We start from the raw sequence: 20,921 nt of genomic DNA, 5'->3' as shown, positions 1-20,921 counted from the left end.
GCAAATCCTAAACAGTTAATACAAATCAGCCCTTAAAGAGCTGACTACTTAAAATCATTGAACGCCTACTGTGGTTCTGTTTTGAGCGGCTTATCCAAAGGCACATTGTACAATCGTAACGCTTCTTTCATCACGTTGTGGAATACAGGTGCGACCGTTAGACCCGCATAAATCTGACCGCGCGGATCTTCAATAAGCATGACGCCCACAAGCTTTGGATTAGACGCTGGTGCCATACCAGCAAAGACATTACGATACTGATCAGTATAGTAACCGCCTTCTGGATTGATACGGCGCGAGGTACCAGTCTTGCCTGCCACACGGTATCCGTCAATGGCGGCGGCTTTAGCTGTTCCACCTGCCTCGGTCACACTCTCAAGCATCTGTACAATAGACATCGCCTGCTCGCGCGCCATAATGCGTTTGCTTGGTTGCGGCTTGTCGTTCTTAATCAAAGTCAATGGGTGCATCACTCCACCTGCTGCGAGGGCTGAATAAGCCTGCGCTACCTGCGCTAGTGTCACTTGTAAACCATACCCATAACTGACTGTCGCACGGCGTGAGGTTTCTTTCTCTTTTGGCGTCACAATGAGACCACTGCCCTCACCTGGGAACTGTAAAGGTGTTTTTGAACCAAAGCCAAACTGTCGTTGCATATTAGTAATGGCATCAGGCGGTAGCGACAACGCAATTTTAGTCGAAGCCACGTTACTAGACTTCTGTAGTAGCGTCGCCATGTTGATCATGCCCAAGTTGTTATGATCGCGGATGGTATAGCCACGCACGCGAATTGAACCTGGGTTGGTATCAATTAAAGTAGTCGGCGTATATTTTCCTGAGTCTAGGGCGGCGGCAACGGTAAAGGGCTTCATCACCGAACCTGGTTCAAACACATCCAATAGCGCACGGTTACGCTGGTTTTCACCGGTCATCTCATTGAGGTTGTTTGAGTTGAATGATGGCCATGTGGATAGCGCCAGCACTTCACCAGTCTGTACGTCGACGATCATACCCGTCGACCAGCGCGCTTTTTGCAGACGCCCTGCTTTTTCTAGCTCTTTGTAGAGCAAGTATTGCAACCGCGAATCAATCGTCAGCGCCACATCTTTGCCTGGTATCTCAGGCTCAAGTTGCTTGATCTCTTTTAAGCTGTTTTGTTTGGCATCTTTTAAAACAAGCACTTTGCCATCGTCGCCCGCTAAATCTTTTTCATACTGGCGCTCAATACCAGCACGTCCTTCGTAACCACCCTCAGGGTCGTTGGCGTTTTGCCCCATAAACCCTAACAGCTGCGCATTAGATTGCGGCTGCGGATAATAACGCTGAAAGAAGTTTTTCTCATGAACACCAGGGAAATCAAGCGAGCTAACACTTTGTGCAATCTCAGGTGTGACTTTATTGAGAAGGGGTAAATAATGCGAGCCTGCACCAGATGGCAGCGCCGCTTTGACTGCTGCTTCATCGGTCACATCAATACTGTCATCGATTGCCGTGGCTTTTTTTAGCTCATCGACAGAGATGTTGGCAGCCGCAGCCAACGTCGTCAGATCCATATTGTCCAAACGCTTTTGCATACGCGCCTGCAATTGTGGACTATTAGGATTGGTCAAGATAATACGTTTGAGCTCGTAGTATTCGCTCGCGTAATCATGCGGGCTAAATGACACGGTCGCCAGCGGTGCGCTCACTGCAAGTGGCAAATCATTACGGTCAGTAATCATACCTCGATAGGATTTTTGCGTGCGCTCACTGGTAATGAGCTCATTACCTTTGTCTTGATAAAACTGCGCGTTGGCCACCTGAATATAGTAGGCACGGCCAATCAATAGCACCAATATAACCAGCGCCAAACCCCAAACGGTACGAAAACGGTTTTTATCCTGCTCAAAGCCGCCACGAGAGGACGCGCCAGAAGCTTTGCCCAAAAACCCTCTTTTACTCTTTGGGTTTCTGGCACTAGCATGCGTCCCTTTCGTGTCACTCTTTTTGATACGATCAAATAATTTGGTTTTACGACTGCCTGCCGCTTTATCACTCGTTTGTCCAGATTTGGCAGCGCTCGCACGGCGTAATGGTTTGGTCACCTTGCCACTGGCTGGTTTTTTGCTGGTATTTTTTGCTGATGTGGGTTTAGGTTTTTTGTCGCTCATTGTCCTGCCTCCGCTACCGGTTCTTCAGGGGAGATATCGGTAGAAGCTCGTGGTCCGACCACATCTAAATCTAAATCTAAATCTAACTCATCGTCGTCATCAGAGACTACTGGTGCCAAGGCGGTGGCGACACCAGGCTGAATAATCAGCTTATCCTTTAGTGTCGGTGAATACATACCCAATTCCGCCACTGCACGACTGGCGATTTGCGGCGTGGCGCTAAAAGTTTGCTGCTCAATCAATAGACGCTGATGTTCTATTTGTAGCTTACGCTCTTGTTTTTTCATGTCTTGCAAGGTTTTATAATCCTGATGATATTGCTGAACGGCTTCGGCAGTCTTGATGCCGCTCCATACGATTGCGGCTGCCAAGAGCAGTAATACGACCACATAAATGCTCACCACATTGAACCGACGCACGAATAGCTCGCCGATATCGGTGTTATAGGGCGCGGCGGCGCGGCGGTTTGCAGGTTTGTCAGATATTGCCATGACGATCTCAAAAAGTGAACGTAAACGATAAAGTAGATAATGGTCTGCAAGCAATGAACGCATCATTGCTCAGCCATACCATTGATAAAAATAAAACCAAAGATGACCGTCTTATAGCGGCAACAGCCTACCGCTATAGCGATATGTCATATCAAAACCTGCTTTCTTACTAAACCTGCTATCTTGCAAAGTCGAATAGGTCGAATAAATAATCACGTTATTTTAGAGTAAAGAATGACTGAGTTGCTTGATATCTCAGACACTCTCAACTAATAAATGACGGAAAATTATTTGCTGAGCCTAACAGACAATATTTACAGCTTTTTAACAGTGGCGTAGCGATTAAGACATTTATGCATCATTCAGACAAACAATAGCAATCATATGCGATTTACTCAGTGTTTTCATCCATGATTTATGGCGCGGCCGTCTGCTGATACTCTGTGTCGGTGCGAGTTGCCATACGCAACCATGCACTGCGCGCGCGCGGGTTTTGGCTCGTTTCAGCTTTGCTGGGGCCAACGCGTTTTGGCTTGCTAAAATAGCGCGGACGATTGGGCGGCATCGGTAGATTTTCATCTTCTGGATATTGCCCTTTGCTATGGCGCTGCAAAAACTGCTTGATGCGGCGATCTTCTAATGAATGAAAGCTAATGACCGCTAGCTGCCCGCCTGACTTTAAGATAGCAATACTTTGCGCTAAAAAGTCGTCAACATCGCCCAGCTCATTATTAATAAAAATACGCATGGCCTGAAAGCTTTGCGTGGCTGGGTGCTTGCCGCGTTGCCAATTGGGATGCGCCTCTTTGATTACCTCTGCCAGCTCAAGCGTAGACTCGTAGCTCTCCATCTGTTTGATAGCGCGCGCAATACGGCGACTATGACGCTCTTCGCCAAATTCATAAAGCACATTGGCCAATGTCTCATCGTCAACCTGCTCAAGCCACTCGGCAACTGACTGGCCGCGACTGGTATCCATACGCATGTCCACTGCCCCATCGCGCATAAAGCTAAAACCGCGGCTACCATCATCAATTTGCGGTGATGAAATACCCAAATCCGCCATCAAGCCATCCACTTCACTAATGCCCATAGCAGCCAGACTATCTGTCAACGTTGCAAAGCTGTCATGAACCACATGCACACGGCTGTCTTTACTTGCCAGCTCTTGCGCCACACTAATGGCTGTCGGATCTTTGTCAAAGACAATCAGTGTGGCGTCATCGGCAAGCTGACTTAATAGTAACCTGCTATGACCGCCACGACCGAAGGTCGCATCAACGTAGATACCACTTATATTTAAGCCATTTTGGTCGCCGTCTTTTTGCTTGGGTAGGGATTTTACCCCTAGCACGGCAGCGACGGTCTCCTCTAGCAGTACCGCATCATGGACAAAACTTAATTCATCAGACGTGATATCACGCTCACTATCGGATTGAGTCGGGTTTAGGGGTTCATCTTGCATGGTGACATCCTCATTAGAGAATGGACTGGGCGCTGATTCAGTGCGGTCAGTGAGAGCAAGACTGGCTTTCGATTTTGGCGTAGACTTTGATAGGGACACAAACAACTCAATAGATGACGACCATACTGGCCAGTAATTGGATGAAAATAAACAAGTTATGACTTGCCTAGCATTATTATCGCAAGGATACACGGGTAGTCAAGCACTAGAAGGGCTTTTCATTAAAAATATCACATGTCTCTGTTATACTAGCGCTATATTTTACGCTATTTCTTAGCACCCTCTTCATATCTTTCATCGCTATTTATACTAATAGCCTATATTGATAGTAAACTTTGAGACTTTTATCATGCAAACCTCTACTGACAGCAAGCGCCCTGTACGCACGCGTATCGCCCCATCACCAACTGGCTTTCCACACGTAGGTACTGCCTATATTGCCCTATTTAACTTGGCTTTTGCCAAAGCGCATGGCGGCGAATTCATCTTACGTATCGAAGACACTGATCAGACTCGCTCGACTGAGCAATCAGAGCAAATGATTTTGGATGCCTTGCACTGGGTTGGCCTAGACTGGAGCGAGGGTCCAGATATTGGCGGCCCGCACGCGCCTTATCGTCAGAGCGAGCGTAGTGATATCTACAAAAAACACGCCGAGATACTCATAGAAAAAGACCATGCGTTCCGCTGTTTTTGTACCCCTGAAGAGTTAGATGTTATGCGTGCTGAGCAAATGGCCAATGGCGAGACGCCGCGTTATGACGGTCGCTGCGCACATCTTGCTCCAGAAAAAACCGAGCAATTAGTAAGCGAGGGCAAACCACACGTGATTCGTATGCGCGTGCCGACCGAAGGCACCTGTCAGGTACAAGACATGCTACGCGGTACGGTTGAGTTCCCTTGGACCCAAGTCGACATGCAAGTACTGCTAAAAACAGACGGTATGCCAACCTATCATCTCGCCAACGTCGTCGATGACCACTTGATGGAAATCACTCACGTCATGCGCGGTGAAGAGTGGCTGAACTCTGCACCTAAGCATCAACTGCTGTATGATTATTTTGGTTGGGAAATGCCAACACTCTGCCATATGCCACTACTGCGTAACCCTGACAAATCAAAACTGTCTAAGCGTAAAAACCCAACCTCTATCACTTACTATCGTGATGCAGGCGTGCTGCCTGAAGCGTTGCTCAACTATCTCGGTCGTATGGGTTACTCCATGCCCAATGATGCTGAGAAATTTACCTTAGATGAGATGATTGCAAGCTTTGATATCCAACGTGTGTCGCTTGGTGGTCCGATTTTTGATATCGAAAAACTCAACTGGGTCAATAGCGAGTGGCTACGTGCGCTTAGCCCTGAAGAGCTAAAAAATAAAATCCTTGAATGGGCCAGCAACAGTGACAAGCTGACTGCTATCGCCGCGGCGATTCAGCCACGTATCGAGCTATTGTCTGATGCGGTTAATTGGGGTGGTTTCTACTTCCAAAACCTACCTGATATCAACGCTGAGAGCTTCACCCATAAGTCACTCTCGCCTGAGCAAATCATTGAGATGCTACAGCTGGCGCTTTGGCAGCTTGAGACCTTACCAACGTGGTCAGAAGAAAATATCTACGCCACGCTAAAAGGCCTTGCCGCGCATTTAGACATCAAGATGCGCGACTTTATGGCACCGTTCTTTATCGCGATCGCGGGTAGCACCTCATCGACGCCCGTTATGAACTCCATGGCGATTATCGGTGCGGATATGACCTTGACTCGCTTACGTCACGCGGTTGATGTGCTCGGCGGCCTCGGTAAGAAGAAACTGAAAAAACTTGAGAAGCAGGCGGCAGACTTGCCAGATTTTTTGGCAGCTGAGTAATTCAGAAGCTGAATAACTTATCTACTAAACAGTTAATTAGCGAAACTTGTCGAATGTAAAAGGGTCAAGCCATCTCTGACCCTTTTTTTGTTGTTAGTCAATACGGCTACTTCCATATCATCAAATTTTTAATTGGAAATAAACATGGCTACCAAAACCGTCACGATAGAAAGCAAAGATTATGTGTTTAACACCCTAAAAGAAGCGCAAAAATACTACGATACCATCGTAAAAGAGCTTTTTGAGACAAACCTTACCCTAACTACAGGTCAGGATTTTGAAGATTTAAAATGGATATACCGCACTTACTGCGGTTATACCAAGCATAATCTAGATAAATTAGGCAAATATGACATCATTGGGGTCAAAAGTATCAGAGCAATCCGAGAAAAAGGCGGTCAATATGTGCCAACGGAATGCTGTGTGATTATTTTTTCTGATGGCAGCGAAGCAGAGTTTTATACCGATAAAGCCATCAAAGAGATCGCGCTTAAGCAAAATCCACGCTAATTTAGGTGTGTTGAGCCTTTAAGACAGGCTAAAACGCTTTTTTTTGCATATTTATGAATTATTTTTAAAATAGTGGTTGACAAGACTGCCGCTCTTACATAAAATACGCTCACTCTTAGCGAGGGGCTATAGCTCAGTTGGTAGAGCACTTGCATGGCATGCAAGGGGTCAACGGTTCGACTCCGTTTAGCTCCACCACACTTTATTTATAGCAACGCTCAGTCTAACTGAGAATTGATAATAAATACTCGCTAGTAGGACGATATCAGCACCTAGGCAAGGCTTACTCTATTATTAATAGATAAACTATCTGATATTGTGAAGTACCGTTGTAACCACTGGTTATAACACTCTATGCGTCCCCATCGTCTAGAGGCCTAGGACACCGCCCTTTCACGGCGGTAACGGGGGTTCGAATCCCCCTGGGGACGCCACTATTTGGCGTCACTTATTAGCCCTTTTGCATAGCATCAGATCAGACTAATAAGCGAACACTAAAAAAGCCCAGTCATCATCCGGTGACTGGGCTTTTTTACATCTGTCATTTCTCTAATATGTCTTAACGCTGCTCTCACCACCTTATAGCTATCCGTGCTATTGCCAAGCTATTCAATGCTCTCTACTATCTACTCCATAAGTATACTGTACAATATAAAAATGTCCTACGACGTATGAATTTTTGGTGCTATTAAAGGAAGGTATTGGCTATGTTTGGTATTGAAAACTACCTAGGGTTTGTCCTAGCGGCTATTTTATTGAACCTCACGCCCGGCACCGATAGCATGTATATCATTACTCGTAGTGTCTCGCAAGGGCAAGCCGCAGGAATATATTCTGTATTGGGCATTACCTCGGGCACTTTGGTATATACACTATTGGCAGCACTAGGATTGTCAGTGCTGCTCGCCAACTCCCCTACGGCATTTATGCTCGTGAAGTATATTGGTGCGGCTTACTTGTGTTATTTAGGCTTTAAAATGCTAACGAGCAAAAACTCGAACTCAATCGCAAACAGTTTGTCCAAAGCTCAGAATGTGACTAACCAAAAGGCTTTAGACGGCTGGAAAATCTATCAGCAAGGCGTGTTGACCAATGTGTTTAATCCAAAGGTTGCCTTGTTTTTTATTGCGTTCTTTCCGCAGTTTATCGACGCTAGTTATACTTACGGCATGCTGTCATTTTTGATATTGGGACTGACTTTTGCTACCACTGGCTTTATCTGGTGCTTGTGTTTGGCGTTATTGGCTGCACGGTTTAGTACACGCTTGCGGGAAAACGCCTCTATTGAAACAATGTTAAATAAAATCAGTGGTATGGTATTTATTGGGTTAGGAATTAAGTTATTGACTGAGAAAGCTTGAATAATGTTTGAGTTAGGGTGTTGGAGATTCGTTCATAGCAATAACAATCTACCATCCCACCCTAGTATATCAAGATTGCTATTTAATCATTACCGCACATCTCCTTTATGCTGTTGTATACTCATTAACAAACAACCGCCGATGATATCTTCTATGCAAAACAACGATACCGATCAAATTATTCAAGCCATACAGCAGGTTTGTCAGATGCGGCAGATTACTTGTCTGCACGCTATTGAAAGTGGCAGCCGTGCATGGGGCTTCGCCTCACCTGATAGCGACTATGATGTCCGTCTGCTGTATTGCCAACCGTCTGACTGGTACTTGAGTTTGTTTGAGGGTAAAGACACGTTTGAATTTATCCAAAACGATCTGCTCTCAGTACCATTTGATATTGGTGGCTGGGACATCAAAAAAGCTCTACAGCTACTCTATAAATCCAATGCAGTGGTATTTGAATGGCTACACTCACCTATTGTTTATGAGCAGCAGACCGACCTAATGGTACACTTGCAAGCATTGAGCATAGACTATTTTCAGCCTATCACCGTGTTTCACCATTACCTCGGTATGGCAAAAAATACCAGTCATGGTCTCGACCTTAATGCACCTGTGCGCCTCAAAAAAGTGTTTTACTTACTGCGTGCACTGCTTGCGGCAAAGTGGATATTAACAATGCATACGCCGCCACCAGTCATCATGAAGCAGATGCTTGAGCTGTTTGATCAAAAAGTGCAAACTGAGATATTAACCTTGATTGATATCAAGCGCACGCAAGATGAAAGTTACATACACCAGCTTTCACCAATAATGATCAACGCGATTGCATCACTACGCGCCAGCATCGACAACCCCACTTTTGCACCCACCACGGCTTCCGATATTGCCCCCTTAAATGCGTTTTATCGTAGCGTTGTACGCTCGATATAACAGTATATGGCTAATATTTAGGTTAAATGGCAACCAATATAGATCACACATTCAATATCAAAAAAAGAGAAGCCCGTTATGCCAGCAGCCCCTTTAACCATAGAGCGCCTCAAAGCTGAAGGGCTGATTCTCTTAGAGTGCGTCTCAGGTAGTCGCGCTTATGGCCTCGCGACCGCCGATTCAGACACTGACATCAAAGGCGTGTTTTATCTGCCAAAGTCTTATTACTTTGCTCGCCACGGCGACTATATCGCGCAAGTCAGTAATCGTAGCAATGATATCGTCTACTATGAGCTTGGACGCTATATTGAGCTGTTGCTGCAAAACAATCCCAATATGATGGAATTGCTTGCCACACCAGCCGAGCACATCCTATATCAACATCCTCTCATGGCACATTTTTCTGCTGATTGGTTCATTAGCAAATTGTGTCAAAAAACCTTCGCAGGCTTTGCGAGTAGTCAAATCAAAAAAGCACGCGGATTAAACAAAAAGATCGTCAACCCGATGGACCGTGAAAAAAAGTCCATTTTAGAATTTTGCAGCGTATTTATAGATGGGCGTAGTATGCCGCTGAACGAGTGGTTACAGAAAACCGCAACCGATCAGCGAAGTATTGGACTGGCAGCGATGGCAAAAGCGACGCACATGTATGCCATGTATATTGATAAAACTGAGACACTTGGATTTTCGGGCTTGTATCAGCATGCAGATGCCAATCAGCTGCGCCTAAGTGCCATTCCAAAAGGTATGACGCCTATCGCTTATCTGTCGTTTAATGAGCAAGGCTATAGTAAATACTGCCGAGACTATAAAGAATACTGGCAGTGGGTTGCTAACCGCAATGAAACGCGCTATCAATCTACCATTGCTCACGCCAAAGAATATGATGCTAAAAATATGATGCATACCATTCGTCTGCTTGAGATGGCATACGATATTGCCACGACTGGTAAAGTCATCGTCGAGCGTCCTAATCGTGATGCGTTGCTGAGCATCAAAGCAGGTCAAAGTGAGTACAACGAACTATTGGAACAGGCTGATCATCTAAGCATCCAGATTGCCACCGCTTTTGAGCGCAGTCAGTTGCCTGATGCACCCAATGAGCAAGCAGCATTGTCAGCTTTAGTCATGGTAAGAGATCGGTTGTATGCAAGTACAGATTGAACCTATTCAGCGATATATGATGCTGATATGAAAATCGTAGCGGACAAAAAAAATGCTCAACCAATCGGCTGAGCATTTTTTATGATACTTACATTCCATACTGAGTATAACTAACTACTAGCCTGCTTCTTTGCTCTCGCTTGCCAATTGACGCAGTACATAGTGCAACACGCCACCATGACGCACATATTCGCGCTCTTTTGGTGTTTGTAAGCCGACATTGACCTCAAAGATTTCTGTCGAGCCATCAGCACGGGTGGCGGTGACGGTGGCGACTTTGCTCTCGCCATTATCAAGGCCTGTGATGCTGAGCACTTCTGAGCCATCGAGGTTGTATGTAGACGCGTCTTCATCGCCTTTAAAGGTCAACGGCAAGACGCCCATGCCCACAAGGTTAGAGCGGTGAATACGCTCAAAAGAGTTGGTCAATACCGCCTTAACACCCAGCAAAATCGTACCTTTGGCTGCCCAATCACGGCTTGAGCCTGAACCGTATTGCGCGCCGCCAAGTACCACAAGCGGACGCTTGTCTTCTTTGTACTTCATCGCCGCATCATAGATGGCCATTTCTTCACCATCTTCGAGCGTTGCGCTGTCGTCTTTGAAGTAGTAAGTATAGCCGCCTTCTTTGCCGCCCATCATGGTATTTTTGATACGGATATTGGCAAAGGTACCACGGGTCATGACTGCATCGTTACCACGGCGTGAGCCATAGCTGTTAAAGTCTGCTTCCATCACACCGCGCTCTTGCAAGTACTTACCTGCTGGCGATTCTGGATCGATATTACCTGCTGGTGATATATGATCGGTAGTAATCGAGTCACCAAATAGACCCAAAATACGTGCGCCTTCGATATCAGGAATACCTTCTGGCTCCATGGTCATACCATCAAAGAACGGCGGGTTTTTGATATAGGTTGATCCTTCATCCCACGGATACAGTTGGCTATCCGCTGAGCTAATCGCATTCCATGCGGCACTACCGTCGAACACTTCACCGTAGTTTTTACGGAACATATCAGCGTCGATGTTATTGGCAATCAACTCGTTGATTTCTTCTGAGGTCGGCCAGATATCTTTTAAGAATACATCGTTGCCATCTTGATCTTGTGCCAATGGATGGGTCGTCAAGTCGATGTCGACCGTACCAGCTAATGCATAAGCAACTACCAACGGTGGTGACGCCAAGTAACTGGCCTTCACATGCGAGTGAATACGACCTTCAAAGTTACGGTTACCAGATAGCACCGCTGCCGCTAGCAAATCGTTCTCTTCGATGCCTTTTTCAATCTCTTCTGATAATGGGCCTGAGTTACCGATACAAGTGGTACACCCATAACCTACAAGATAGAAGCCTGTTTTTTCTAGCTCATCCATCAGGTTGGTTTTTTCTAGGTAATCAGTTACGACTTTAGAGCCAGGAGCCAATGACGTCTTAACCCAAGGCTTGGCTTTAAGCCCTTTGGCCGCTGCTTTTTTGGCAACCAGACCGGCACCAATCATAACGGCTGGATTCGAGGTATTGGTACAAGAAGTAATGGCAGCGATGACCACAGAACCATCTCTTAATTTATGCTGTTTATCATCGATACTAACATTTGAAAAGACATTATTTGCTGGTGCATGTTTGAGATCATCGTCTCTTGTGTCGACTTCGATCTTTGGTTCAGCTGCCAAGTGTTCCGCTTGCTCTTGCTCGCCGCCTTCTTGGTCAAAGCGTACTTTGCCTTCGACTTCTGACTTGCGATCTTTGGTCATTTTTTCTAGCGTTTCGCCAAACTTCTCATGCATATCAGACAGATTGATACGCTGCTGTGGTAAGTTTGGCCCTGCTAATGCGGGCTGTACTGACGATAGATCGAGCTCTAGCTTGCTCGAATAAGTCGCCGCTGGCGTATCGGCATCGTGCCATAAACCTTGCGCTTTAGCATATTTTTCGACCAGTTCAATCTGCGCTTCTTCGCGACCTGATAGACGCAGATAATCAATCGCCATTTGGTCAATTGGGAAAATACCACAAGTTGCACCGTACTCTGGTGCCATATTGGCAATGGTGGCACGATCTGCAAGTGGCATACTGTGTAAGCCTTCGCCATAAAATTCAACAAATTTGCCAACCACACCGTGCGCACGCAGCATCTCAACCACACGTAGCACTAAATCGGTCGCAGTAACACCTTCAGTTAGCTCGCCAGTCAGCTCAAAGCCGACCACTTGCGGAATCAGCATAGATGACGGTTGACCTAGCATCGCCGCTTCGGCCTCAATACCACCCACACCCCAACCCAGTACGCCAATACCATTAATCATCGTGGTATGACTGTCGGTACCAAATACCGTATCTGGATACGCCATCAGCTCGCCATCAACATCCGCTGCCATCACGACGCGCGCTAAATACTCAAGGTTGACCTGATGCACAATACCCGTCGCTGGTGGCACAACCACGAAGTTTTCAAAGGCTTGCTTGCCCCAATGCAAAAACTCATAACGCTCGTTGTTGCGTTTAAATTCAATTTTTTCGTTCAAATCGAGCGCATCTTCGCGGCCATAGGCATCGACCTGTACAGAGTGATCGACGACCAGCTCACTAGGGATAAATGGGTTAATCTGCTCAGCACGACCGCCAAGCTCGACCACTGCATCACGCATCGCAGCCAAATCAACGACTGAGGGCACACCGGTGAAATCCTGCAATACCACACGCGCTGGCATAAAGGCGATTTCTTTTGACGCCTCGGCGCCTGCATCCCAATTGGCAACCGCTTCGATATGGTTTTTGCCGACTGACTGACCACCGTCTTCGTTACGCAGTAGATTCTCTAACACGACCTTCATACAAAATGGTAGCGTTTTGATATGCTCGTAAGTTTCGGTAAGTTTGGGCAGGCTGTAGTAGGCATGTTCCTTGCCAGCAACTGAAAGGGTGTCTTTTACATTAAAAATATCACTCATGATAGCTTCCTTATCGTTGTTATAGATCCTAGACATAAATTATTATAAGTTTATGTATAACGGGTGGCTCAATAGATGATCGATATATCTTTAATCAACAGAGCAGTTTAATAAAACGGTCTGATGTGACTCTGTGTTAACAAAAGAGATAACCATCTCTTTGCTGTTTAACAGAAACGTCCTTTTACCATAACAAACATATGAGGCTTTGTTAACGTCTGGACGTTGTCAAATCGTGGCACAATCGTAAACGTACCAAAGGTTTGGCTAGCCAATCTTGAGTGACTCATTCCTTTTTATTCTTTTGGCGTCGACCACTGCGAAATACATAGCTGTCTTCATAAAAATCAGGCACTGCATTTTCTGCCCACAAATGCGGCACACCTAAGATTGGCAATGGCGCAAGCTGGCGCGGTGTCACGTCATCTTTTGATAATAATGTGTCCATGTATTCGGCAACTTTGTCATCCAAAAAACGTATACGCTCAGCTAATGGTAGGATAAAGAAACGTTGCGTCACATGGATGACAATGCTGTGCGCACATAAAGGTTTGCGCGGATAGAGTAACTGCTCTAGCAAGGCATGCCCAAAGATATAGACTGCGGCTTGAGCGCTGTCATCAGGCTGTGTTGGATCGTCCCATTTATCACGGGGTCTCACCAAACTTGACTGCCAGTCAAAATCAACCAATGCCTCGCCGATACTAGCATCAGAAGTCACTAGCACCGCTCCATTTTCATCAAACACCGTAATAGTGTCGCGCACACGCCCTCGGCGCTCACTGATGCCTTGTTTGGCGATTTCCAGCATGTGGTAATAATTCAGCACTGCTTTGGTCTTGGGAAAGGTCAGCCAAATGCTGCCATTAAATAGGTCATGCAAGTTGTCACGCGTCGGAATGTTGCCAGTTGTACCGATGAAATGCTCGTAAGCTTCGCCATCGGGCAATGCATTTTGAGAGACAAATTGTAGCGTTTGAGGCATTTGGTTATGGGTAGGTTTGGTCTGCGGTAATGGCTGTTCTAAATGATTGGCCTGCTGCTGCATCGCCGTTTTTAAGACCTTTGCAATCGTGTCAGGCGTGCTGATGTTACAAGCATTGATACCATGCGTATCTAGACTTTCTGCATTATCCAAACTACCCGATTCACTTAAGCTATTCATCTGCTGACTTGGTCTACTAAGGTGCTCAATAGTGGTGCTCAAGTAATGTCGTTGAGTAATGTGCAACAGCCACGGCACTTGCCAATCAATCTCAGCAAAGCTGTTATCAAGTGTGCCCTCTATTTTAGACGGCGGCTCAATACAGGCGGTAGAATCAGGTTTGGTAGGTAAATCACTGGCAGGCATAGGCGCTATCTCTTAAAGGCTATCTCTGTTAGATGTCTGGCTACTCTATGGTATCATGGTGCGCTTTTTTACAGCTAGATGCACCGCTCGAAAGGTCTTTTTGAGCGCTATGGATGAACAAGTTTTATGGCAAATTTTAATACCCACCTAAATGTCGCTTTTATGGTCAGCGGCACTCTGAGTTTGACGGTTTATAAGGCAGGCTTGATTGATGATTCAGGGTTTTTAGTATGCGTGGCGCTTGGTACCATCGGTGGATTACTACCAGACTTGGATTCTGATAATTCAACACCGATTAAGCTCGGTTTTAATATCACCTCGTTTGTCTTTGCTTTTGGTCTGGTCATGCATTGGCGTAGCGATCTGAGTTTGCTCGCATTGATCGCATTATGGCTCGCGGGGTATGGTTTTATGCGCTATGTGATCTTTCATATTTTTACCACTATGACGGTGCATCGCGGCGTCATCCACTCTGTGCCTTATATGGCGATACTTGGACTGGGGTTAACCTGTCTAAGCTATTATGGTCTGCATCTACCACTGACGACCAGTTGGTTTTATGGGCTGTTTTTATTTGGTGGCGCAATAGTGCATTTGTCACTAGACGAGCTATACAGCGTCAATTTGTCCAATATGAAAATGAAGCGCTCATCGGGCACAGCGATGAAATTTTATCAGCCAAAAGACAAATGGTGGTACCTGCTCTTATATACTATCCTTGCACTACTGGTATATGTCGCCCCGCCTTTTGAGATGTTTTGGTTACGACTGAGTGACCCTTCTGCATGGACGCAGCTCAAAGTCGGTATCTTGCCAGAGTTAGTAAAAGGCATGCTGCAATAAAGTTATCATAAAACCATTGAGCATAAACAAAAATTAGAGTAAAACATGCAACCTTCCCTACATACTTGCCCTTGCCAAATCAATCCAACAGCAGAGACGGCAAACGCGGCTCTTTCCTATCAAGACTGCTGTCAGCCGTATCATGAGTCGCTTGCCGCGCCTGATGCTGAGCGATTGATGCGGTCGCGCTATAGTGCATTTGTATTAGTTAAACCGGACTATAACGTCAAGACCACATTACCTGCGCAGCAAGGCTTGCTTGACGTTCAGGCAATTAAGAGCTGGGCCAAAGAGACAGACTGGGCAGGATTAGAGATTGTAGAACACAAGCCAAAGCTTGGTAAAAGACATGCACAGGTTGAGTTTAAGGCTTATTTTAATACCAAAGATAATACAAATGATTTAGCAGGAAAAATACAGGCGCATCATGAGCTGTCTACTTTCGTAAAGGTACAAGACAATACTAATCAAGATGCGCGTTGGTATTTTTTAGATCCCACGGTTGCGATGACAGTGAGCCAAAAGCAACCGTGTATTTGCGGGTCTGGTGAGAAGTTTAAGCGGTGTTGTGGGGCTTATATTTAAACAACGTTAGATATCCATTGACCGCTAAACACTCGCCCCAACTTCCCTTGCAATCGCAATGCCTTCGTCCACTGTTAAAAATTTGCGCTGACTTGGGCTGTCTTTATAAATGACATCACCATCTTGAAATATTAAGCATTCATTGACCGCCAATTGCTGCCATTTCTCATTTTCAGTCAATGGCACAGTGACCAAAATCGTGACTTTATCCGTGTCTGTGGTCACATCACCAAAGTTAATCGCCATATCATCGTCTGCCAGTTTGGCTTCACCAAATGGCGCTTTACGCGTGAGATAAAATAGCAAGCTGCCCGCATAAGCCAGTTGCCACCTGCCATTGGATATTAAGCAATTAAATAACCCATTGGCAGAGAGATAGCGACATTGCGTAGTCAAAAAATTAAACAGTGTCTTGTCATCAGGACGCGATTTAAAGCTACTCTTTAGACGATTGACCAAATAGCAGAATGCCATCTCAGAATCAGTACTGCCTACTGGTTGACAATGCGCGGCATTGCCGTTGTCTTGCAAGCGCTGACAGCGTTTGATAAATTCGCTATTCATCTGTCCATTGTGCGCAAATACCCACTGCTCGCCCCAGACTTCACGGACGAATGGATGGGTATTTGCCAAACAGTTCTGCCCTTGCGTCGCTTTACGAATATGCGCAATGACGTTCATGGCTTTGATTGGATAGTTGTTAACCAAATCAGCGACTGGCGATAGATGGCTTGGACGATTATCATGAAACAAACGCAGACCCGTTGAGTCATTTGCCGTCTCATCGTTAGCTTTGTCATTATTGCTGCATTCGCTACGCTCAAAAAACGCAATACCAAAGCCATCTTCATGACTGTCCGTCATACCGCCGCGCTTGCGAAACCCTGCAAAGCTAAAGCCAATATCTGTTGGGGTATTACAGTTCATTCCTAAGAGTTGACACATTTATAAAGTACCGCCGTTATTGTCGTCTATTATTGAGTTGCCTTGAGTAGCATTGCTTTGATTGGCAGATAGCGCATCAAAGTCAGCATCACTCATCTCATCAAGCAAAGCGGCACCATCAGTTGGGATGGTATCCAAAATGCGCTGAGCTTCTGCCAAGTCGGTGTCTTCTACCCAGAGAACGATACCAGAGTTCATACCAGGGATCGCGCTGAGCGGCTGCAAGGACACGGTTATGCCGTTATTACGTAATAGATTGGCATGCAGCTCGCCTTGTATATTGGTATCAAAGCGCGCCAGTTTGTGCCAGTTGTCAACGTGATCGGTCATGGGATCGCCTCTAAGGTTTCGGTGCTAAAATTAGTACTAGCATTGGTAATAGAATAAATGAATAAGTAACGCTTACGACAATTGATCAAGCTTATACTCTTTGATTGCACACTCACTACTATTTAATGTTTCCTGCGCTTGCTCAGCTTGGGTAATACTGCTAAACACACCGACTATTTGATTGTCTGGTTTGCTTAATAGTACAAATACGGTATTTTGTGCTTTTTCTACCTGTGCCCAGTGATACGCGGCCAGACGCTTCATTAGGTCAGGGTTTTTGACCATGATGTTGTCACCCGTGCGTCCTTCGGTACGGTTGTAATGAATCACATTGAGGCGCAATAACCAAAAAATCACGGCCGCTTTTGCTAGCATCACAGGTAGTGCACGGTTTTCGTCGTTATTTAGCGGGCGGATCGATTCATAACCTTGTAAGAACGCTGCCATTTTACTGCGGTCAAAGTTAACGGATTCACCTTGTTCTGCAACGCCCCATGTGGTACAAAAATCATTGATAGTGATCGCAATATCCATCACGTAATGCTCGACGCTGACTTCGGTAAAGTCTAGTAGACCTGTCAGACGCGCCTCGCCTTTTTGTAGATTCCATAAGGTATTATCAGCAAACATATCTAAATGGCATAGACCTTTTGGCAAAGTGGCCAGTGGTAATTCTGAATAAGAGCGCCAAATATCGCTCATCAGCTTGGCTTCGTCACCTGGCATGAACTGCATTTCACGGTCACGCACGTCGCTCCATGGATACAAAGGTACGCCATACTGCTCACTTGGCTGCAATGCTTGCAGCGTCTCATGCAGCACGGCTAATGCTGCGCCAATATCGTGACACATCGCTTGCGTGGTTTGCTCGGGATGTGAGCCTGCTAGACACGGCACTAAAGTGATGGCTTTGTCTTCGTAATGGATGACATAGCGTTTATCATCGCCATCTGTTTGCGAACCATTTGACTCAATAACGGCTAACGGTGCGGCGACTGGTAATTTGCCATTTAACTGATTGAGGATAACGGCCATTTTTTCGATATCAGCAGGCGGACGCTCTTCAAATAATGTAAACACGTAAGAGTAGGTGCCGTCTACATCGTCAGTCGTTTGAATAAACCAGTTTGAGTTTTTAATACCTTGAGTGATCGGAATCGCGCGGGCAAACGATACGCCAAAGCTTTGGCAAAAGGCGGCAAACTGATCATCGGTTAACTGGGTATAGACGGACATGACATCTCACTTATAGCAATTGGGTAAAGAGGTTAGATAGAATAAATTGATGCGGTAATGACAGCAATTGTACCGCGCATGATAAAACGATGGTGAAAAGCGTAATAATCTTGCGAAAACCTGCCTGAAATAGCAGTGATTTTGCTAGACTAGCGCCTATGAATTGATTATAAGGTGAAAGACCCTATGTTAGCAAAGCGTATCATTCCTTGCTTGGACGTTGACAATGGCCGCGTGGTCAAAGGCGTACAGTTTGTCGATATCAAAGACGCAGGCGACCCTGTCGAAGTAGCCCGCCGCTACAATGAACAAGGCGCTGATGAGATTACTTTTTTGGACATTACTGCGACCAATGACGAGCGCGATACCACTTATCATACGGTCGAGCGTATGGCTGAAACGGTATTTGTCCCACTCACCGTAGGCGGCGGCGTGCGCAAAATCGCTGATATCCGCAATTTACTCAATGCGGGCGCAGATAAAGTCGCAATTAACTCAGCTGCGGTATTTACGCCTGAGTTCGTCGGTGAAGCCGCGCAGAAGTTTGGCAACCAATGTATCGTTGTAGCCATCGATGCCAAACGCGTCGCTGACATCAACGTCGATGGGATTACTGTGCCGCGTTGGGAGATTTTCACCCATGGTGGCCGTAAGCCAACCGGTATCGATGCCGTCGCTTGGGCGAGCAAAATGGCTGAACTGGGCGCTGGTGAATTGCTGGTCACCTCAATGGATGGTGATGGCACTAAAAAAGGCTACGATTTGGCGCTGATGCAGGAAATTACGAGCCGCGTCAATGTACCCGTTATCGCCTCAGGCGGCGTCGGCAACCTGCAACATTTGGCAGAAGGCGTGTTAGAAGGCGGCGTCGATGCGGTACTTGCCGCCAGCATTTTTCACTTTGGTGAATATACCGTGTCGGAGGCCAAAGCCTATATGGCAGCGCAAGGGATACAGATGCGTCTGTAGCACGCTCGTAAAATACAAATAACACCCAAAAAAATGCTATCATAGTGCTAACCATTTATTTTCGTTCAATTAACTAGAGCAACGCCAAAATAATAGGCGGCCAAGTCGATTGAACGTATCAGACTATTTAGCTATTTATTGATGCCTATATTTCAATTGAACGCTTATTAAGCAAAGGATTTTTTATGTCGAATTTACAACAGCAGCGCAACGACGTGACTCATATCGATGGTAACTTGCATCAAAACGCTGACGCGCGCATTGGTATTGTCGTCGGTCGTTTTAACGGTTTTGTCGTTGAGTCATTGGTTGATGGTGCCATCGATGCCCTACTTCGTCATGGCGTATTGGGTAGCAACATTACTGTTATTCGTGTGCCTGGTGCATTCGAGCTACCACTTGTGGCCCAGCGCGCTGCGGAATCAGATCGTTTTGACGCCATTGTGGCATTGGGTGCAATCATCCGTGGCAGCACCCCACATTTTGATATTGTAGCCAGCGAGTCGGCCAAAGGTTTGAGCGCTGTGGCAATGGATTATAATATCCCTGTTGCCAACGGTATCATCACTACTGATAGCATCGAGCAAGCTATCGAGCGCTCTGGTACAAAAGCGGGCAACAAAGGCTCTGAAGCTGCGATGGTCGTATTAGAGATGATTGCTGTTCTATCACAGCTTGATATTGATGATATCGATGAAGCTTAAGCCTTAAAGCTCAAATTTATTAGTCTAACTGGTGCTGCTATTGAGCAATAGCAGCACCTTGTAACATGACGCCAGCTATCAACACACTGGCTATTTTTTGAATTTTCGCCGTATTTCTATACCCTTTAAAATTTTGAATAAACAAAGCTAAAAAGCTACTTTGTTATTTATATTTTGACTGGGTATCATCTCAAAAATTTAGGTACAGACCCCCTATGACTGACCAACTCAAGCGCGCGATTCGCGCTGCGAAAACCGCACAAGCCAATGAAGCTGAAGCTACCCGTATAGCGAGCAGTAGTGCAGGTGATCAAACCTTCGATATGAGTGAGTCTTCTTACAAGACCAGTCACACCGCTATCCGTAAGGCGCGCCGCTTTGCCATGCAAGGCCTATACGAGTGGCTCGTCACCGACCGCCGCTTTGATGTAGATGGCAAGCTTGGCTGGAAAGACAATGCGCCGCATGATATCGCGGCTCGCACGCGCGCAACCAACGCCATGCACACCGTCCATATCGGCTACTATCATGAAATGATGCGTGACATCCCAGAGCAGATCGACGCGCTAGACGCGCTTATCAGCCAGCATCTCGATCGTGAGGTTGATAAATTAGATACCGTTGAGCACGCTATTTTGCTGATTGGTGCGTACGAGCTACAAAACCGTATGGAGATTCCATATAAGGTTGTGCTTGATGAAGCAATGAAGCTGAATAATCACTTTGGCGCGACTGACGCTCACAAACTGATCAATGCAGTATTGGATAAAATGGCTGGTGAGCTACGTGCTTTAGAGGTACAAGCAGATACCAATGCCAACCTACGCACGTCACAAAAAGCGGCGGCTAAACAATCTGAAGCGAGTTCGGCTGAAGTAACGGTAGCTGACAATATCGAAGCGGCTGCTGAAACAGAAAGCGCGATCGATAATGCGCCGACTGCATCAAATAAGCCGCGTATCAGTGCTAACAAAGCTAACGTTAAACGCAGTAGTGCCAGTAAAGCCAGTGCCAATATCAGTGACTTCAAGGCGAGCAAGAAAAACGCTAACGATACCA

At 46.1% G+C, this 20,921-nt stretch carries 17 protein-coding genes, 2 tRNA genes and 1 pseudogene; 12 read left to right on the top strand and 8 right to left on the bottom strand.

From position 1 onward, the window contains the following. Positions 1-65 precede the first annotated feature (65 nt). From AC58CZ_RS11295 to rsmH, 3 genes are all read right to left on the bottom strand, one after another. A complete protein-coding gene (locus tag AC58CZ_RS11295) occupies positions 66-2,150 on the bottom strand; it encodes a penicillin-binding transpeptidase domain-containing protein (RefSeq protein ID WP_494224521.1) in 2,085 nt (694 codons plus the stop codon). Then, the gene (gene ftsL, locus AC58CZ_RS11290) at positions 2,147-2,641 is read right to left on the bottom strand and encodes a cell division protein FtsL (RefSeq protein ID WP_494224597.1); all 495 of its coding nucleotides are present in this window, start codon (positions 2,639-2,641) and stop codon (positions 2,147-2,149) included. Before ftsL ends, AC58CZ_RS11295 begins: the two co-directional genes overlap by 4 nt. Before the next feature lie 415 nt (positions 2,642-3,056). Beyond that, positions 3,057-4,106 (bottom strand): 16S rRNA (cytosine(1402)-N(4))-methyltransferase RsmH, encoded by a 1,050-nt coding sequence (rsmH, locus tag AC58CZ_RS11285; protein ID WP_212564477.1) that lies wholly within the window; start codon positions 4,104-4,106, stop codon positions 3,057-3,059. Between the two features lie 346 nt (positions 4,107-4,452). Between rsmH and gltX the strand changes: the two genes are divergently transcribed. From gltX to AC58CZ_RS11250, 7 genes are all read left to right on the top strand, one after another. Further along, the gene (gltX, locus tag AC58CZ_RS11280) at positions 4,453-5,976 is read left to right on the top strand and encodes a glutamate--tRNA ligase (protein ID WP_494224596.1); all 1,524 of its coding nucleotides are present in this window, start codon (positions 4,453-4,455) and stop codon (positions 5,974-5,976) included. A gap of 144 nt (positions 5,977-6,120) precedes the next feature. Continuing rightward, positions 6,121-6,486, top strand: coding sequence for a hypothetical protein (locus AC58CZ_RS11275; protein ID WP_494224520.1), 366 nt, complete (start codon positions 6,121-6,123; stop codon positions 6,484-6,486). 122 nt (positions 6,487-6,608) lie between these two features. Further along, a tRNA-Ala gene (locus tag AC58CZ_RS11270) sits at positions 6,609-6,684 on the top strand. 160 nt (positions 6,685-6,844) lie between these two features. Next, a tRNA-Glu gene (locus tag AC58CZ_RS11265) sits at positions 6,845-6,920 on the top strand. Between the two features lie 273 nt (positions 6,921-7,193). Then, positions 7,194-7,847 carry a LysE family transporter gene (locus AC58CZ_RS11260; RefSeq protein ID WP_494224519.1) on the top strand — a complete coding sequence of 218 codons (654 nt, stop codon included), beginning with the start codon at positions 7,194-7,196 and terminating at the stop codon, positions 7,845-7,847. Between the two features lie 153 nt (positions 7,848-8,000). Then, entirely contained in the window at positions 8,001-8,777 is a 777-nt protein-coding gene (locus AC58CZ_RS11255; RefSeq protein WP_494224518.1) for a DNA polymerase beta superfamily protein, read from the top strand. 78 nt (positions 8,778-8,855) lie between these two features. Beyond that, positions 8,856-9,944 carry a DNA polymerase beta superfamily protein gene (locus tag AC58CZ_RS11250; protein WP_494224517.1) on the top strand — a complete coding sequence of 363 codons (1,089 nt, stop codon included), beginning with the start codon at positions 8,856-8,858 and terminating at the stop codon, positions 9,942-9,944. Between the two features lie 117 nt (positions 9,945-10,061). On the opposite strand, the gene acnA is transcribed toward AC58CZ_RS11250, so the two are convergent. Then, entirely contained in the window at positions 10,062-12,899 is a 2,838-nt protein-coding gene (acnA, locus tag AC58CZ_RS11245) for an aconitate hydratase AcnA (protein ID WP_494224516.1), read from the bottom strand. 286 nt (positions 12,900-13,185) lie between these two features. Beyond that, a complete protein-coding gene (locus tag AC58CZ_RS11240; protein ID WP_494224515.1) occupies positions 13,186-14,250 on the bottom strand; it encodes a DUF3025 domain-containing protein in 1,065 nt (354 codons plus the stop codon). 126 nt (positions 14,251-14,376) lie between these two features. Between AC58CZ_RS11240 and AC58CZ_RS11235 the strand changes: the two genes are divergently transcribed. Together AC58CZ_RS11235 and AC58CZ_RS11230 are read left to right on the top strand one after the other, a co-directional pair. Further along, complete coding sequence (locus AC58CZ_RS11235; protein WP_494224514.1) at positions 14,377-15,093, top strand: metal-dependent hydrolase; 717 nt, start codon at positions 14,377-14,379, stop codon at positions 15,091-15,093. Positions 15,094-15,138: 45 nt separating this feature from the next. Further along, a complete protein-coding gene (locus AC58CZ_RS11230) occupies positions 15,139-15,678 on the top strand; it encodes a YchJ family protein (protein ID WP_494224513.1) in 540 nt (179 codons plus the stop codon). Between the two features lie 24 nt (positions 15,679-15,702). On the opposite strand, the gene AC58CZ_RS11225 is transcribed toward AC58CZ_RS11230, so the two are convergent. The 3 genes from AC58CZ_RS11225 to AC58CZ_RS11215 all read right to left on the bottom strand — a co-directional run bounded on the left by AC58CZ_RS11225 (position 15,703) and on the right by AC58CZ_RS11215 (position 18,189). Beyond that, positions 15,703-16,623 carry a class II glutamine amidotransferase gene (locus AC58CZ_RS11225; protein ID WP_494224512.1) on the bottom strand — a complete coding sequence of 307 codons (921 nt, stop codon included), beginning with the start codon at positions 16,621-16,623 and terminating at the stop codon, positions 15,703-15,705. After that, entirely contained in the window at positions 16,624-16,953 is a 330-nt protein-coding gene (locus tag AC58CZ_RS11220) for a putative signal transducing protein (RefSeq protein ID WP_494224511.1), read from the bottom strand. Between the two features lie 72 nt (positions 16,954-17,025). Beyond that, on the bottom strand, positions 17,026-18,189 hold the full coding sequence (locus AC58CZ_RS11215) for a homoserine kinase (RefSeq protein ID WP_494224510.1): 1,164 nt from the start codon (positions 18,187-18,189) through the stop codon (positions 17,026-17,028). Positions 18,190-18,375: 186 nt separating this feature from the next. Between AC58CZ_RS11215 and hisF the strand changes: the two genes are divergently transcribed. From hisF to nusB, 3 genes and pseudogenes are all read left to right on the top strand, one after another. Then, positions 18,376-19,158 carry an imidazole glycerol phosphate synthase subunit HisF gene (hisF, locus tag AC58CZ_RS11210; RefSeq protein ID WP_494224509.1) on the top strand — a complete coding sequence of 261 codons (783 nt, stop codon included), beginning with the start codon at positions 18,376-18,378 and terminating at the stop codon, positions 19,156-19,158. 185 nt (positions 19,159-19,343) lie between these two features. Continuing rightward, positions 19,344-19,862: a 6,7-dimethyl-8-ribityllumazine synthase gene (ribH, locus tag AC58CZ_RS11205; RefSeq protein ID WP_057762077.1), complete on the top strand. Its 519-nt coding sequence runs from the start codon at positions 19,344-19,346 to the stop codon at positions 19,860-19,862. A 215-nt stretch (positions 19,863-20,077) separates the two neighbouring features. Next, positions 20,078-20,908: pseudogene (gene nusB, locus AC58CZ_RS11200) on the top strand (transcription antitermination factor NusB); the annotation flags it as partial. Between the last annotated feature and the right edge of the window lie 13 nt (positions 20,909-20,921).

The sequence above is a fragment of the Psychrobacter sp. CR212 genome (assembly GCF_059693765.1).
This window is presented reverse-complemented; position numbering and strand designations above follow the sequence as displayed.